The 16,200-nt window shown below is 53.7% G+C and carries 14 protein-coding genes and 2 pseudogenes; 14 read left to right on the top strand and 2 right to left on the bottom strand.

Annotation, left to right across the window (positions count from 1 at the left end; all coding sequences use genetic code 11):
* The first annotated feature begins 64 nt into the window (after nt 1-64).
* Both ACZZ0A_RS24925 and ACZZ0A_RS24920 read left to right on the top strand, forming a co-directional pair.
* Nucleotides 65-2,749, top strand: a complete 2,685-nt coding sequence (locus ACZZ0A_RS24925) for a glycoside hydrolase family 19 protein (protein WP_007920306.1) — start codon at nt 65-67, stop codon at nt 2,747-2,749.
* A complete protein-coding gene (locus ACZZ0A_RS24920; RefSeq protein WP_080750725.1) occupies nt 2,746-3,282 on the top strand; it encodes a hypothetical protein in 537 nt (178 codons plus the stop codon). Before ACZZ0A_RS24925 ends, ACZZ0A_RS24920 begins: the two co-directional genes overlap by 4 nt.
* A gap of 118 nt (nt 3,283-3,400) precedes the next feature.
* Here ACZZ0A_RS24920 and ACZZ0A_RS24915 read toward each other — a convergent pair whose 3' ends face one another.
* Complete coding sequence (locus ACZZ0A_RS24915) at nt 3,401-3,859, bottom strand: DUF6124 family protein (protein WP_253756613.1); 459 nt, start codon at nt 3,857-3,859, stop codon at nt 3,401-3,403.
* Nucleotides 3,860-4,028: 169 nt separating this feature from the next.
* On the opposite strand from ACZZ0A_RS24915, the gene ACZZ0A_RS24910 reads away from it, so the two are divergent.
* From ACZZ0A_RS24910 to ACZZ0A_RS24860, 11 genes and pseudogenes are all read left to right on the top strand, one after another.
* On the top strand, nt 4,029-4,814 hold the full coding sequence (locus ACZZ0A_RS24910) for a hypothetical protein (RefSeq protein ID WP_463543851.1): 786 nt from the start codon (nt 4,029-4,031) through the stop codon (nt 4,812-4,814).
* A gap of 46 nt (nt 4,815-4,860) precedes the next feature.
* Nucleotides 4,861-6,228 (top strand): lysozyme inhibitor LprI family protein, encoded by a 1,368-nt coding sequence (locus ACZZ0A_RS24905; protein ID WP_463544111.1) that lies wholly within the window; start codon nt 4,861-4,863, stop codon nt 6,226-6,228.
* A 204-nt stretch (nt 6,229-6,432) separates the two neighbouring features.
* Nucleotides 6,433-6,900, top strand: a pseudogene (locus ACZZ0A_RS24900) (TIGR01777 family oxidoreductase); the annotation flags it as partial.
* A 3-nt stretch (nt 6,901-6,903) separates the two neighbouring features.
* Nucleotides 6,904-7,821: pseudogene (locus ACZZ0A_RS24895) on the top strand (TIGR01777 family oxidoreductase); the annotation flags it as partial.
* A gap of 15 nt (nt 7,822-7,836) precedes the next feature.
* Nucleotides 7,837-10,287, top strand: coding sequence for an alpha/beta hydrolase (locus ACZZ0A_RS24890; RefSeq protein WP_463544110.1), 2,451 nt, complete (start codon nt 7,837-7,839; stop codon nt 10,285-10,287).
* Nucleotides 10,284-10,793, top strand: a complete 510-nt coding sequence (locus ACZZ0A_RS24885; RefSeq protein WP_224796879.1) for a hypothetical protein — start codon at nt 10,284-10,286, stop codon at nt 10,791-10,793. Before ACZZ0A_RS24890 ends, ACZZ0A_RS24885 begins: the two co-directional genes overlap by 4 nt.
* Nucleotides 10,794-10,879: 86 nt before the next feature.
* Entirely contained in the window at nt 10,880-11,335 is a 456-nt protein-coding gene (locus ACZZ0A_RS24880; RefSeq protein ID WP_463544109.1) for a hypothetical protein, read from the top strand.
* Nucleotides 11,336-11,339: 4 nt separating this feature from the next.
* A complete protein-coding gene (locus ACZZ0A_RS24875) occupies nt 11,340-12,212 on the top strand; it encodes a tetratricopeptide repeat protein (RefSeq protein WP_463543850.1) in 873 nt (290 codons plus the stop codon).
* 2 nt (nt 12,213-12,214) lie between these two features.
* Nucleotides 12,215-12,973 carry a lysozyme inhibitor LprI family protein gene (locus tag ACZZ0A_RS24870; RefSeq protein ID WP_463543849.1) on the top strand — a complete coding sequence of 253 codons (759 nt, stop codon included), beginning with the start codon at nt 12,215-12,217 and terminating at the stop codon, nt 12,971-12,973.
* A gap of 58 nt (nt 12,974-13,031) precedes the next feature.
* A complete protein-coding gene (locus ACZZ0A_RS24865; RefSeq protein ID WP_463543848.1) occupies nt 13,032-14,120 on the top strand; it encodes a tetratricopeptide repeat protein in 1,089 nt (362 codons plus the stop codon).
* 57 nt (nt 14,121-14,177) lie between these two features.
* Nucleotides 14,178-14,618, top strand: a complete 441-nt coding sequence (locus ACZZ0A_RS24860; RefSeq protein ID WP_163004676.1) for a hypothetical protein — start codon at nt 14,178-14,180, stop codon at nt 14,616-14,618.
* A gap of 57 nt (nt 14,619-14,675) precedes the next feature.
* Here the strand turns inward: ACZZ0A_RS24860 and ACZZ0A_RS24855 are convergent, their stop codons facing one another.
* Entirely contained in the window at nt 14,676-15,047 is a 372-nt protein-coding gene (locus tag ACZZ0A_RS24855) for a DUF6124 family protein (RefSeq protein WP_034152070.1), read from the bottom strand.
* 587 nt (nt 15,048-15,634) lie between these two features.
* On the opposite strand from ACZZ0A_RS24855, the gene ACZZ0A_RS24850 reads away from it, so the two are divergent.
* Nucleotides 15,635-16,018, top strand: a complete 384-nt coding sequence (locus tag ACZZ0A_RS24850) for a hypothetical protein (protein ID WP_007920327.1) — start codon at nt 15,635-15,637, stop codon at nt 16,016-16,018.
* The last annotated feature ends 182 nt before the right edge of the window (nt 16,019-16,200 follow it).

Raw genomic sequence — 16,200 nt, 5'->3', positions numbered from 1 at the left:
ATGGTCGCCAAACAGGAATGGGTTGAGTCAAAGAGCTCGACTGTAAGCTTGCAGGAAGCAAAGAATGACTGACTCCTCGACCCAAAGCACAACTCCGGAAATAATCGTTCCGACGATTAAGTTTGAGTTTCCCATAAGAAAGTCCGATGGGAAGCAGTTTAAAGATGCCGAAGAGATTTATCAGGCTATCGGAACTGAGACGTCAGGGCACTATTTACTGGGAAATAACAGATTCTGGCATGGTGGAATCCATATTAGTGACCTAAGTGCGCCTCAATGTGTACTACAGGAACCTGTGCGTTGTATTGCTGATGGTGAAGTTGTCGCTTATCGCTTGAGCAAGGATTACTTGACATCAACCTTCGGTGAGGGCGAGGGCTCTAAGTCTCTGAAGTATACTAATTCTTTCTGTTTGGTGCGTCACGAATATCATTCACCACCAAATACCGAAGAAGGCGCGAATAAAGGTAAACAGAACAAGCTGACATTTTACAGCTTGTACATGCATTTATTACCGTTTGATCGGTATCCATTGTCACCAGAAGAAGCGCCTAATCAAAGAATCAAAATGATCGCCGGTGGTTTTACTGCGCGTAGCGACGCTAAGGGTGAACCTGGTTGCCATACTTATGGAGCAATCGCTGCAGGCACAGAGTTTGAGATTCTCGAAAAAAAGGGAACAGTTGAGGTTTATGCCAAGGGCAAAATTCTTAAGGGAAGTGTGGCAGGCCGCTCTGTGGGTCAGGAGGCTTGGTTTGCCTACAAAAAAAATGGTGAGGTATATCCTCGAACAACAACTGGTGGCGCCATTGCAGGACCAAGTTGGTTCGAAGTTTTACCTCCGCAGCGAGAAAAACCGAATTATTGGCACGGCAAAGTAAAGGCGACAGTAGGGCCACAACCTTTACCGATATACAGCGCTCCGGCAATACAAGCCAACGGGCAAAATGCGGGGCCACCAGTTGGCTCTATAGCATTGGTAGCTACAAGTGTTGTTACTTTCGACAGCGAAAAAGTTGTCAACCTGAATATCGCTGGAGAGACTAGGCGCATGGCCGAATGCACGCTAATTAGCGGCGGCCCCGGAGGGGGCGGAGCGGTGCCGCCAACGTTTTGGGCTTGCGTCGAAAATGAGCTTCCATCGCCAGCGATGCGGTGGGATACAGTGACTCCCGTTGATGAGGCTTTTGAGAAAGTCGTCATTACCAGTATCGGTATCAAGGCAGGAAATCCTATTGGTTACTTAGGCCTGATGGAAAATCTTCTTGATGAGAGCGGTGAGGCAACTCGCAAGCACCAGGTTCATATCGAGGTCTTTACAACAGATCAAAAATTGGAAGAGTTTTTACAAAATCCAGCTGGGTTGGCCACTGGGAAGAAATTTTTGCGATTGTCCGCAAATAAAACTTTGTTAAAAAAGCCTCCCCAGACGGGAGTTGTGGAGTTGGTTTCGGACCATGCCATTGAACTGAGTAAAGTTCCAATATTCAAAAATCCAGATGAATGGTATGAGCCAAAGGTTGAAGAGGATGGCCAAAGTAAAACAGGCCTAATCGCAAAAGGCGAAGCGGAGATAATCTCTCAGCACGATTGGGAAAAGCTTGGCTTTCGGATTGTAAAGGAGTCGAGTGCTGTCGCAGATGGCTTCCTTGATCCAGATGATATGCCAGAATTTTTTAAAGGCCTATACAGTGACCTAGATAGGCTTGGAAACGCAGACGGGAAAGTTACACCAGAGGATTTTCCTAAGGCATTGCAAAATGCTGAGCTTAGGTCTCATTGGTCAAAGCTTATTGCCTATCATCCAACTGAGTGGAAGGACACGTCCAGCGAAGCGAAGTGGGGTAGATTGCCGCAGATTTTGGAAGGCTCACCAAAGACGCTCGCCCATGAGAAGACACGTATCGATAAATTGGTGTTCTGGAGTGAACTGTCTGGTAAGGCAGAGGTTCCTGCTGATGGACTTGTTTGGCATTTTCATCCGATAGAGTTTATTGAATATATCAAGGTGAAGCCAAAGTTTGAGTTTACTTTGGATATGATGAAAAAGATCTACCCCGGACTTGGCCCGTCGAAATATGTAGACCTTCAGGCGATAGCTGACGAACTCAACGCTAATATTGATTTCTTTAAGCTTGATACACCACTGCGCAGGAGTCATTTTTTTGCACAGGTAATGCAAGAGACAGGACCCACACTAAGTGTGGAAGAAAGCTTCTTGTGGAAGGCTACTTCTCTAATAGCTACGTTCTCGTACTTTTCGAATAACCCTAGTGCGGCACATGCCCTCGGTTATCAGACTGTTAAACCGATAAAGGCCGATGGGACTTCGGTGACGCAAGCGGATTATGTAGAAGTCGCTAATCGAGCATATGGCGGCCGAGCGCAGTTAGGGAATGGAGATTATGCAACTGGTGATGGTTGGAAATTTCGCGGGCGGGGACTGAAGCAGTTAACGGGAAGAGTAAACTATAGAGACTTTACAACATGGTATCGAAGTAATTTAAGCAGGTGGCCAAATGAGGATCACGATTTTATAGAGACCCCAGATTTGTTAGTTCAAATGAAGTATGCGGTTCGTTCGGCAGGCTATTTTTGGGTAGACCATAACTTGCACATAAGGGCAGATGCAGGGCCAACGGAAGCGGCGGTGGATTCAATTACAGATATTGTAAACTATAATACAAATAGTCGCGTAGCAAGAAAGGAGAATTTTAAAAAAATATGGGAAGGAGAATATTTCAAATGAACAAATTCTTGCATGTTGATGTGCAGATAAGAAAGTTTTTAAGAGTTTTTCTTGTGGTTTATGTGTTTGGTTGTTTTGTATCTGCAGCATTTGCAGAAGAAGAGCAGGACGCGGAGGATGTTACTCTTTGTAGTGCTCAGGAAGATATCTATTTCAGCTGCCCGCTTCCGGCTGGGAAAATTGTTTCCGTATGTGCATCAGGTAATGTTAATCCGAACTCCGGTTATGTGCAGTATAGGTATGGTGTACCTGGAAAAATAGAGCTTCTATATCCACAAAGTAAAGTTCCTCCCAAAGGCCGTTTTTATGTAGTTAATGCCTCTGAAGGTAGCGTGAGTTTGAATATAATAAAATTTTATAATGGAAGGTATACATATCTTGTTTCGCAGGCATATAGAAGTTTTTTAACTGTTCTAAAAGATGGAGAGCTTATTTCTAGAAAGTCTTGTGAGAGAGGAAGCTACTCATTCATAAATCGAAAGGCGTTAAAGGGTGTTGAGTCGCTCCCGAAAAGTGCTGAAGATTTTAAGTGAGATTTCGTGACGGGATAAAGTGAGAGAAACGAATAAAAGGGACGGATCTATTTATTAAGGAAAAGGGACGCAAGGAAAAGGGACGGATTTATTTTTTAGTCCGTCCCACAGGTACCTCTTACGTATTCACTGTCTGCCTCACCGCTATCAATTCTTCCAAATGGTCCAAAGCGCGTTCCACCATAATTTGTGCACCATCGGCAATTCGGACAAGGGCCACCGCTACGGAGCGGTTCGAGCCTTCGATGTCGTCCGCTAGTTTTGCGGCGATGGCGCTGATGGACAGCATGTCTTGACTGTGAGAGGGGACGGATTTATTTGTTGCGCCAAAATTCTTTGATTTTGAGGCGGAGCGTAAACGTATCCGTTTCGATGGTGGGAAAATTTCTTCGATGGCTGATTCAATGAAAAATATATATTTGCTCCCTTGCTTTTTATCGTTAACCTTTTTGCTATTCAGTTCGGTCGCATTTTCTGCGAGTTTCGACTGTGGCAAAGCTTCGACGGAAGTAGAGAGGAAAATTTGTAGTTCTCCTTCTTTGTCCGCAATGGACGAAAAGCTCAGTGAGGTCTTCAAACCGATAAAAAATCGGCGAGCTTTACAAATAATCGAAAGTGAATGGCTTGAGTCAGAGCGTAACTCTTGTGAGTCAGTGGAGTGTTTAGAGGACTCTTATGTTCGGCAGATACGCTTTCTGTTGCCGGTTCCTATTGCGCCTAGGCCAAATCAGAAAGATATTAAGTTAATGTTGGGTGATAAGCCGTACACACAGTTTGAGCGCTCATGGAAGGTCATTGATTTAGCATGGCTTCCCAATGAAAAAGGGGCTGTCGAACGATTTGTGATCTCCGCAGAAACAATTTCAGGCATGTTGCATGTCATCGTGTTTGAAGGGCATTTTGATGCGGCGATGATTGCGTACCGGGGTAATCTATATGAGTACGTTGATCGCAACGACAGGCCGGTATTGCACACGATTGCGAAAGATATCGGTTTTGATGGTGCTCTGAGTTTGGGTTCAAACGACGAAGGGAAAAGGTTTGCGGGAATCTTTGATGGGGCGTTTTACTATCGACAGCAACTCTCTAAGAATCAGCTGCGGGGGATGGTTTATAAGCTCGGTTCAAAATCTCCGCCATTGGAAAGCAGTTTGCTGTTCCAGCAGTGGCCAAATACTGATGAAAATGCTGTTAGTGGTTTGACATTCGGTTGGGGTGGTGAGTATGGAAAATTGCAAGCGTACTACTCGCACACCTCAGGGTATGAAACGATAGCGCAGGCTGGTCGGCCCGAGGCCGGTTGGAATATATATGCTCCGATTTGGAGCAAGTCACGGCCGACGTTTTATTTCAAGAATGGTGATGAAACTATTTGGCGTGCCAATGTTGCGGATAAGACGTTAACAAAAATTGCGAAAGCTAGTGATGAAGGAATGATCCAAAATCCTACCCCTGTCGATATTAATGGGCGCGAAGCAGTCGTTTATCTGAATGGATCTACTCTGAAAATGGCTATCTCCCTTGAAGAATAAGCACGACTTAAAAATACACTTTCGCAAGATATTGTTGGAATTTGCCTTGAGTAAATATCTTATTCCGGTGCTGCCCGCCGTGCTGATTGGTGGTTTATCTCTGTTGGGGGGACATGCATTTGCTGGCGATGCATGTGTCGATATCACTACGAACTCTCAGAGGGAAAGATGTTCTGTGAGTGCCAAGGTTGCTGCAGATAAGCAGTTGAATACCAGTTATCAAGAACTGATGGTTCGGCTCGAAGGTGGATATCAGACCGATCCAGTTCTTGCGGCGAGCCAAAAGGCAACGGTTCAGGAGGCTCAGCGCGCCTGGATCAAACTGCGCGATACCGATTGCCAGGTCGATGCGTTGGAGACGGAACCGGACTCTTCGGCGCATGTGGCAGCGGTGAACAATTGCATCGCCAGTATGAGTCGTGACCGTTCAGTGTTTTTGGACAATATTGCGTCCGATACCGGGAGTGGCCCGACATTTGGACGTGGCTCGTGCCCTACGCAAGACTTTGGACAGTTTCTTCCAGCATTCTCCGCTAATGCCGAATCGCAGAAGCGACTAACTGCGCAGGCCGTGAAGCTGCTGGTATTAAAGGGGACGTCGGATATAGGGCGGATTGTGACCTACGTTACTGCGGAGGTGGGACGCGATATGGCGTTTCCCTTAATGGTGGCCGTGCCCGATGGGAAAGTGGAAGGAATAGAGATCGAGAAGGTGGATGACCGCCACGTTAACGTTGTGGATAAACGCGCCGGCAACAGCAATATCAAGATTTTCAACTTTTCGCGGAAGTCATGCTGGACGCTTGATGGGGTTGAGGACTGGTCGATTTCTGATAAAGAGCTTTCTGTAGCCAGTACGCGGAAAATGAGTCGTGCGGAGAATTTCTGTTGGCAGCGCGGACAAGGATTTGCTGGCTTGGGCGGCCTTGAGCAATACCGACTGACAGGAGAACTTTTTGAGGCGACTTTGGAAAATTACCTGTGCGCGGCCGCTTCAGGCGATCCTATATCTAGTTCGGCTGCGGCCGGGCTAAGTCTGTCGGGTATGGCCCCGCAATTGGAATACGGCAAAGTTGAGGCTCTTTTCAAGGCAGCAGCCGTTGATTCGCCGAGCGGTGCTGAGTCGTTGGCTGGCTTCTATTGTTTTGGCAATGAATTGGCCGGTTCAGGACCCTGCCAGCGCCCGCTGGACGTTGAAAAAGAGTTGATTCGTGCTACCACCATGGGATCAACGCATGCATTCGTTTCGTTAGGCGATTATTGGAAAAGCGGCGATCTAGGAAAGAAAGATACTCCTCGCGCCTTGGCCTGTTATCAGCTTGCTGCCGACAAAGGTAACGACTCGGGCATCAATGCGATTAAGCGACTTCAGTCCGAAGTGGCCGAACCGATAGTGGCCAGCAGCTGCTTTTAGTGCGGTTAAGTGAAGAAGGGCGTTTACAGCGCCCGGCGCCTTTTCACCTCGATGTGATCAAACGCGTTCCGCCATCATGGCTAACGCGTTTTCATATGCGCTGAGCCAGAATCCGCAGCGCTTAAACGTTTAATACTTGAGCATCTGACGACTGCGATTTTCCTTTAAACTCCCCACCCCCAAGGAATGCGCTCAGGACACGGAATGCCAGCCCCCTCGACTTCGCTTCGCCCAGCGTTAGTGCTCTGGCTTTACGCCGCCGCAATCGTGCACATTCTCGCCGGTCTCACCCTGACCTGGGCCGGGCATTCCGGTTTACTCGACGGCTACCTGCACACCCTCGAACTCGCATTCTGGGGCGCCGATGCGGTACCTGCGGCCGGCCACGAACAACAAGTCTGGTGGCTCGCGCTGTTCGGCGCGACGCTGCAAAGTTATTCGTTGTACATGCTCGCGCTGGTGCACTTGGGCAATCGCTTGAAAACCCCGGCAGTCTGGGGCTGGTTGATTGCCGGCATCCTGTTATGGGCGCCGCAGGACATGTGGCTCTCAGCGCAACAACAGGTCTGGTCGCACCTGTGGCTCGACGGTTTTGCATTGCTGGTGTTGTTGCCGCCACTGTTCTGGCTGTATCGGCATGACCGCCGAAAGGCTTCTTCAGTAAAGGCACCGAGCCAATCCAACCCGTTTGCCGATGGCGCCTACAAGCGAGTGCTAATCACCGGCGGCACCGGGTTCATCGGCGAAGCCTTGGTCAATCAATTACTCGACGCGGGCCACTCGGTCAGCGTACTGACGCGCGATCCGTTGAGCGCGGCCAATCTGTTCAACGGCCGCGTCCGCTGTGTGCATTCGCTCAGCGAACTCAGTCATGACGAAGCCTTCGACGTAGTGATCAATCTCGCCGGTGCCCCCGTCGCCGGCCCGCGCTGGACTCCCAAACGTCAGGCGCAATTGCTCGCCAGCCGAGTCGGCACCACCGAAGCGCTGATGACCTGGCTGAAGAACACCAAGCACAAACCCGCGCTATGGATTCAAGCCTCGGCCATCGGTTTCTACGGCGTGCGCGATGCCAGCGAAAGCCTCGACGAACACGCCAGCAAAGGCGATGGGTTCATGGCCGAACTCTGCGGACGTTGGGAAGCCGCCGCGCAACCGGCTACGGAATTTGGCGTGCGTCAGGTGGTGCTGCGCCTCGGCGTGGTCTTCGGCCCGGGCGGTGCGTTGACACCGTTGCTGCTGCCGTTCCGCCTGGGTTTCGGCGGGCGCATGGGCGATGGTCGGCAGATCATGAGTTGGGTGCATCGTGACGATGTGCTTCAGGTGATCGCGCGGGCTTTCAACGACGACACTCTGCGTGGCACCTACAACATGGTCGCGCCGGAAACGGTCAGTCAGGCAGCGTTCGCCGAGCAGGCCGGCAAGGTCCTCAAGCGCCCGGTGTGGTTCCACATCCCCGCCGCGCCAGTGCGTGCAATAGCGGGGGAGATGGCGCAGTTGTTCTTCGACGGTCAGCGCGTGGTGCCGCAGCGTTTGACCGAGGCTGGCTACACATTCCGTTATCCAACCCTCGACGCCGCTCTGCGCGATCTGACCTCAGGATCGCTCATGAGCAAGCCGTTGATGTACCTGCTGGCCGGCAACGGCAGCGCTGCCGATTGGTGGGATGACGCGCTGCCGCACTTTCAGCGCTACGACGTGGTGCCGCTGGAGTTGCCGGGCTTCGGCACGAATCCACAACCGCCCTGCGAGGATCTGGCGGACTACGCGCAGACCTTGTTGGCGATGACGCAGAAGGGCAGCGCGATCATGGCGGTCGGGGTCAATGCCTTGCTGGTGTTGCATGCGTTGCAACGTCGTCCCGGGCACTTTTCCCGCAGCGTTTTGTTGGCGCCGGTCGGTGCGTTTTTGTGGCAGCGTCGATTGCCGGCGCTGATGTCACCGCTGCCGATCCGCAAGACCATCCACTGGCTGCTGTCGAACAAACCCACGCTGTTCGCGCGCAAGTTTTCCAACCAGACCTGGACGCCCGAGCAGTACCAGCGCATGGGCTCCGGCTATGCGCGCTGCCGTGCGTTTGTGCCGCATTGGGATCTGATTCGTGCCGATACTGCGCTGCCGCTGCTGGAGTGGATCACCGATCCGGTCGAGCTGATTTGGGGCGATCAGGACAACGTGCTGGGCATCGAGCAAGCGGCGGCGTGGTCGGCGATTCTCGCTCGCGCCGACCTGACCATCAGCCTCAAACCCGGTTGGGGTCATTACCCGTGGATCGACTCGCCTGCGCAATTCGCGCAGTGGCTAGAGTCGGGCGAGCGCGGGTTTGTCGCGCACACCAAGGGTGGGCGTTTGCGCCTGGCTGAACTGGCCCGGCAAGCGGTACCGGCAGCGCTGACCCTCAACGATTGCACCGATCCGCGTCTGCCGGCATTTCTCGCGGCCCAACCTGATGTGACCTGGGCGGTGCGCTCCTCCAGTTACGGCGAGGATCAGGCCGACTCGGCGAATGCCGGTTTGAGCACCACCTATCTGCGCGAGCCGTCCGCCAATGTGCCGAAACGCATTGCCGAACTGACGGCCGAAGGCGTCGAGGAAGTGGTGGTGCAGCGCTTCATCACCCCGGTAGTTTCCGGGATCGCCTTCGTGCGGCATCTGTCGGTGGAGCTGGAGTGGGTTGAAGGTCATCTCGAATCGCTCGCCGACGGTCACGTCAGCCCCTCACGGGCAACGCTTTCGCGGCTCGGCGATGCGTGGCGCAGCGGCACGTTCACACCGGCCCACGGCTTGACCGAAGACCTGCTCTGGCACTTTCTGCAAGACGTGCTGCGCGTGTTCCACTACGTATCCGGCGACGTCGAATGGGCCTGGGACGGTGCGCAACTGTGGCTGCTGCAATACCGGCCGATCAGCGACTACGGCTGGCGCCGGCACCTGACTGCCGCCAACATCGCCGAGATCCTTCCGCCGCAACCGAGCGTGCTGGTGGAATACGCCCAGCGCCGAGCAGCCGCGAGTATTCCGGCGATCATGGCGCGTTGGGATGCGCGGGTGTTGCAGGACAACGAGCCGTTCACCGCAGTGTTCGGCGGCGCGTCCTACATCAACAATGATTTGTTCCTCGCCCGGTTGGCCGACTGGGGCATCAGCGCCGATAACTACGCTGGTGAAGTTGGCGGCGCGACGCCACATCTGCCGTGGCAACCGCTGAAGATGCTGCGTTCGTTGCCGCTGTTTTTGCGTATGCAACGCAAGGCTCGCGGCCATTTGCTGAATCTTGAAAACGGCTTGCAGCGCCTCGATCGGGAACTGGCCGAACTCGTCGCCCAAGCTGCCGATGGCCAGCAATTGGCGGACTGGTTCACCCGGTTTTACGTGTTCGTAGTGCAAGGCAATCTGTGCATCGCCACGGCGCTGGCCAGCAGCGGCGGCGACTGGTTGGGCCGCCCGCCGACCGCGTACGACAACCTCGAAAACAGCCCGCATCGATTGCCGTGGGAAACTGATCCGGCCACCCCTCGGCCCGCGTCGAGCGATCTGCCGCTGCAGCCATTCCCGCAATGGCCAGGGCTGATCCGTCTCGCGCATTCGAGCGGCCTGCCGGGCTTGCGTGGCTACTACCTGCAAGTGCGCGAGTGGTATCGCGACAACCTCATGCGCATCTTCTTCCGTCTGCACCACGCCATGCCGCTGGCGGATCGCGAGCACTGGTTCGCACCGCATCCGGATGTGCGCACTCGCGATGGCAGCTTCTGGCAGGACGGTCGCGAAGGTGCGGAGCAGGCCACCGGGTTCATGATTTATCCGGGGCAGGTGCAGGGCATTCTGGGCGAGGATATTTTGCTCGAAGACACCCTCGATCCGGGGCGACATGCGCATTACCAAACCGCGCGGGCGGTTATTGCCCGCATGGGTGGTCGTTTGTCCCATGGCTCGACGTTGTTGCGCGAATTGCGCAAACCGTCGGCGGTGATGCCGCAGGTGGATTCGGCGTGGGTGGGGTGTGAGGTGTTGTATCGGGATGGTGAGTTGGAATTGATCAATTCGAAGGATGCGAAGTGAAACGACTGTTGTTGATGTGTTTGGCCTGGTTGCCGATGGTGAGCATGGCAACGGATCTGTGCAATTCGGAGACCGATACGAAGAATTTTCTCTCGCAATGGGTGGAAAGACCCGATTACGTCCTGGACATACATTCAAGTTTTCAAACTGATGGATTCAGTCTGGAGGAGGGCAAGGTGGTGTATCGCGGCGATCTCAACGGCGACGGTCAGGAGGACTTCATTTTCACCTCCTACTCAAGCCGTGGTTCAGCGGGTGACTCGACCTTCGCCTTCCTTATCCAGTGCCACGGTTACTTGAAGCATGTCGGCGGCGATTACTTCGCCGAGGTCAAGGTACTGGACGGACCGCCCAAGAACGGCGGCGATGTAAAAGACATCGAGATCTACTCCTACATCCGCGATAAGCGCGACCAGATCCGCTACAAGGGCAAAGAGGCCATGACCCGGCCCCATCTGTGGCAATTCAATCCGCAGACACAGCTTTATGAAGGGCAGTCTGAGTAAGTCGACGGTCCCCACTGCATTTACGGAGTTATTACGTGAAAGGATTTTCAGTTCTTCTCGGCAGCTTGATATTGGCTGCCGCGTCCATGGCATTCGCTGCCGATCCAACCTTCAAGGATTACACCGTCACGCCAGTTTTCACCGGCCCCAACCATAAGCTGGTGCCGCAAGAAAACAGCAGCCCAATGATGGATCAGGCACGGGTGCAAGCCCTGAAAGGCAAGGTCAACTTCGCCGGCCATTACATCCTGCACAGGCTCGGCTGTGGCGGCAGCGCCATTTGCGGCGAAGTGCTGGACGCTCAGACTGGGGAAGTCGTTGGCGGTCTGCCGAATGCTTACGACGGCAGCAACTTCGGCATGGTTTACCAGCCCGACAGCCGCTTGATCATCGTCTCCGGTATCACGCTCGACGGCGAAGAAGATGCGCAGGGGAATGCGTTGGAAAGTGGTAACCGGGATCGTTACTACGAATTTGTGAGCAACGAATTCCGGCTGCTGAGCATGACCGACGTGGAATCGTCGCCGATGGATGAGGAGTGAGTGGATGAACCGTCTTCTCGCGGGCAGCCTTTCGCTGCTGCTCTCTCTGCCAGCCTTCACCGCGCCTTCTGACGCCTTTACCCCGCGCGATGTGGATCCGCCGATAGTCGGCGTCGACGGACACACCGTGACGTTTCGAGCGACTAAATGGACGATGCCGAGTGTGGAATCACTGACCGCATGGTTCACCGCCAACGGCAAAACCTTCCCGCTATTCGGCGCCGACATAGGCGCCGATGGGCACTCCAATATGCTCAGTCCTGACAAGAAAACCTTGTTACTCGACCCAGTGATCTTCGGCATGTTGTTGCTCGAAAATGGCGAAGAAAAACTTGAATCGCAACAGCATTGCGTTGTGATCTCCATGGAGACCGGTTGCGTGCTGGCTGATCGTTGGGCGACTTTTTGTGTCGGTCAGTGGAAGGGCAATCAATGGGTTTCCGAAGACGGCGATGTGCTCACTCCCACCCTAGAGACGACGTCCCCAAAGGACTTGCTGAAATATGCCTCAAGTATCGGGCCGGCACAGTCCCGCGCAGAGTCCATCGAATCGAGCCTGAACTTTCTAAGTCCAGAGTCCTACATGGCGTGCCATCCCCCGGCGCAGAATATTCGGGTCTACAACGACCTCGGTTTTTATCTGGCCGAGGGCGGTAGAGATGAGCAGGCGCTGAAGTTTTATCGCGGCGTTGAGGCCGTTGGTAAACGCACGGTACTGATGTTGAACATTGCCGACTCGCTCTGGCGCCTCGATCGTAAAGACGAAGCGCAACGATATTACAGCCAGTACCGCGACGCGATGAGCGCCGACGGCAAGGCGCAGAAAACTCCACAACGCGTAGTTGAGCGATCCGTCATTCAGGGAATGAAAAATTGAACATGTTTGCGCGTTTTATCGCGTTGTCCTTTGGATGCCTGTTTGCCTCTTTTGCGATGGCCGAGGACGACTGCAAAGAAATCACCGTGAGTGCTCAGGTCGATCGGTGTGTGGAGGCAGCTCGCAAAGAAGCCGACACGCAACTCAATGCCAGCTACAAGAAACTGCTGGGACGGTTTGAGACTCAACAACGGCGTGACCCTGAGCAGGGTAAGGCGCTGGTCGCAATGGCCAGAGAGTCCCAGCGCGCCTGGATCAAGCTGCGCGACACCACCTGCCCACTTGAAGCCACGGAAATCGAGCCTGGGGTGGCAGCGCATGTCACAACGGTTAACAACTGCATGGCCAGACTGAGTCTGGAGCGTGCGGCCTACCTGGACACAATCGTCGCTGATGAGCCGGGTAATGTGGTCGATCTCAACAAGGTGTACCTGTCCGGCTCCCAGCGCTTCGGCGATATCGTGGCACGTTATGTCAGCACCTTTGGCAGCCCATGTCTAACGGTCCAGATACTGGCGCCCAACGGCGGTTGGAGAGTGCTGTCTTCCAAGCGGTTTTGCAATTTCGAGGGCAAGGCTTTTTGGACGGACTATGCCGATGCCGGGTTTGAGGATCATGCGTTTGCCGACGATGGGTTGCAAGTGACGCTCAGTTTGACGGAGCTTCGTGGGCTCGGAGAAAAGCGCCTCGCTTGTGTGATTCCGATCAAGAACGAGCAAATCAAAGAGCTGAAATGCGGCGCGCCTGAACCCGGTGCCTAATCGGGGCTCAATTGGGACGTATTTGGACATCATTTGATTGAATCAAGGATTGAAGAAAGTGAAACGCGTATTGCAGAGCGTTCTCTGCGCTCTAACTTGTTGTGTCGCTGTACCGGGTTCTCCCGCGCTTGCTGCGCCCCAAGTCCTCAACGAAATTCCGGCTAGCTTGCTGGGTGATGCATCACGGCAAAAGGTGTTTGTGCTGGCGGGTGATGCGGACGAAGTTTCTAACCGATTGTTGATTGCGCCGGAACAAGCGCGTGATGAGGACATCTTGCTCGATACGTCGAAGGCGCTGCCTCTGATCAAGAGTCAGTACTCGTCTGCGCTTCAGGGTGTATTCAGCGTCCATGTACTCAAAGGTCGCCCTGGCGTCATGACTGTCATTGATCCGCAGGCTGAGGAAGCTGTGGTCAAGCAGCCGTTCGTTGAGGCAGGGGATTACATCGCGCTGGTAACCAGCGAAGAAGATAACGCGGTTTACAACTTCAACCTGTTGTTCGCTTTCAATAGAAGTTCAAGGCAGTTTGAGCTAAAGCAAATATTGCAGTTGGTTAACAACGAGTATTGCGATCGCTCGCTCATCAGCGTGGCGGAGTTGCCGGTGCGGACATTGGGCTCTGTCACTCTGGCGTCCTTCGATGGGTTCGAGGCTCTTCAAAAGCTGCGGGCTGCGAACATTAGCGGACCTCAGGGCGGTTATAAAAAACTCATGACTGTCTATTCGGCGGACCTGCTGGATACGGCGCTGGCGGCGTATCGGAAGGGTGACAGCAGCTCTTTCAAAAGAGTGATGAGTGAGGCACTGATGGGCGATGATTCACATGGCACGTGCTCTCCGGAGAGTTATATCACCGGAAAGTACTACTTCCGACAGCATCCTGGCTGGTCCAACGACCTTGGTTTTCTACTCGGCGAAGCGGGTTACTACGTAGAGTCTATTGAACTGTTGAATGCGGTAATTGCACACAACCCAGAGCGGGCGGTGGCTTACCTGAATCTCGCAGATAGCTATTGGGCTATGAACGATAAAGAGCGAGCGGTGCCGGCGTACAAGCAATACGCATCGCGTATGTCGGAAGCGGGGAAGGCTTCGAAGATCCCGGCGAGGGTGGTTGAGCGCAGCGCTGTGGCGCCCGAGGCGTGACCAGCGCTCGGTGAGTTGCTGAAAGCATGTTTTTATTACCCATGAACCGCTAAAGGAATGTTCGGTTTGAAATTTTCGTCTGCATTGTTTTCCGCGTTGCTCGTTTTCGTTCCTCTGGCGGCGCATAGCGAGGTCACGACCGAGGTTTTTTGCTTCCGCTCCTACGAAGGCAAACCCATAAATTTTGAATTCCGAACCTATTACGACTCTGTCGCCAAATGGAGCGGTGCTGGTGTCAAGTACAGCAAGTCAAAAAAGGCTATTGGGCTGGTTCATCGCAGTACTGAACAAGAAGAACTCGTGTATGGCCGGCCCTACCAGTACACGACCACTTGGGTTGAAGTAGTTGATGGCGCACTGACAGGTGAGTATCAGATGGTCACTCAGGGTGGCCGGGTTGATGCGATGTCGTATACGAATTACAAATCCGCAAAGAAGTATTCGTTTGAAAACGATTACAACGTGGATTCGAAACCTGAAACAGGTTGCCAGTGGTGAAGCAGGGAATATTCAGAAAGGGGACTTAACGTCCCCTTTTTTCATCCACAAACTTCGCTACGGCTTGGCCGCCACGCTTCGCACTTCAATCTGGTCGAGCGTCCCTTCCACCATCAATCTCACCCCGTCCGCCATTCTGCTCAGGGCAAGGGCTACCGAGCGGCGGGAGCCGTGGAGGTCGTCGGCGAGGTCGCAGGCGATGACGCTGATGGACAGGAGGTCTTCGGAGGCGTTGGCCATGAGGGCTTCGGCGTCGGTGCCGGGGGAGAGTTTGAAGAGGCCGTTCTCGCGTTTGGGATGTGGTTCGACGGCTGGTTTGAAATGGTGGTCGAGGGCGCGCTCGGCGGCTTCGTGGAATTTCTTTGATTCCAGGGTTTCGTAGGGCGAAACGTCTGGGTTTTCTGGGGGATTGGGTGTTGGTTTGATCATGGTGCAGCTTCCTGAAGTTATGAGGCCGACACCAATTCGCTTTGCACTTCGAATAGGTGGCAGCTGTGCGTTGGTGTGCAAGACCGGTTCAGGAACCCGGCAGACCCGAAGGTCTCCGACGCACAGCCGCCATAACGATCCGGGAGCATAGGAAAACGCTCGGCGAAACGCCACTAACGATTGTGCACCTGAACCGGACTTGCACGTCCGAGTCACCGATTTTGCGGCGACACACAGAGCCTATCGATAGCCAGCCAACTCGCCTAGTTCACGCACAGCCCCGCACTTTGCAGGAAATTTCCCATAGATTCGCGGGCCGGAAGATCAAAAGATCGCAGGCTTCGCCGGCTCCTACAGGGATGTGTTTCAACAGGTGTAGGAAAGGTGAGTGGTGAGACGCAGAGCGTCTCGGGATGCATTCCCACGCGGAGCGGGGGAACGATCAGTGGGCGAGCGCTGAATCGTGACTTGGCGGTCATCGTGCGGGAAATGGTCTGCATCCTCTTCCAATAGAGTCAGATACTGGCGTTATCGTCCGAATCCCTTAAACTGCCCCGGCCGTTCATTTTCCTTTTGAGGCTGTGCGCATGAAATTTCGTTTTCTTCTGTGGATGATGGGTTTGTTGATGGGTAAGGCCAGCCGGACAAATCCTGCGTTCCAGCAGCAGTTGGGTGACAAGGATTTGGTGTTTCAGTTGCAGACGCTGGATGGGAAAGTGGCGCGGCATTTCGTGGTCAAGGATCAGCGCATCACCAGCAAGTCTGGCGTGGTGGCAGAGCCGGCGTTTGCGATTGCGTTTAAAGATGCCGGTTATGGCTTCGCGACGATGCAGGCGAAGAACAAGCAGTTGGCGTTTATGCAGGGGATTCAGGACAAGTCGATCCAGCTCAAGGGCAATCCGGCGCTGGTGATGTGGTTTCAGGGGTTGATGAAGTATTTGAAGCCAAGAAAGGCTAAGGCTAAGGCTTAAGAAGGTGCTGGCTTGAACAGATCCATGCGCGCGCACTGAATAACGGTGCGCTTGTCTTGTAAGGCCATCATTGCGGCTCGTAAAGACAGCCGGACTGTCATTTCTATCAGGTGTTTTGTGCGTCATGGCGATGCTCTACTCAAGTTCCAGTTCCAGCGTTAAGGGACTCACCAACTTGATGG

Source organism: Pseudomonas sp. AC242, assembly GCF_979258655.1.
The sequence above is the reverse complement of the archived record's forward strand: the minus strand, read 5'-3'. Positions and strand labels throughout refer to the sequence as shown.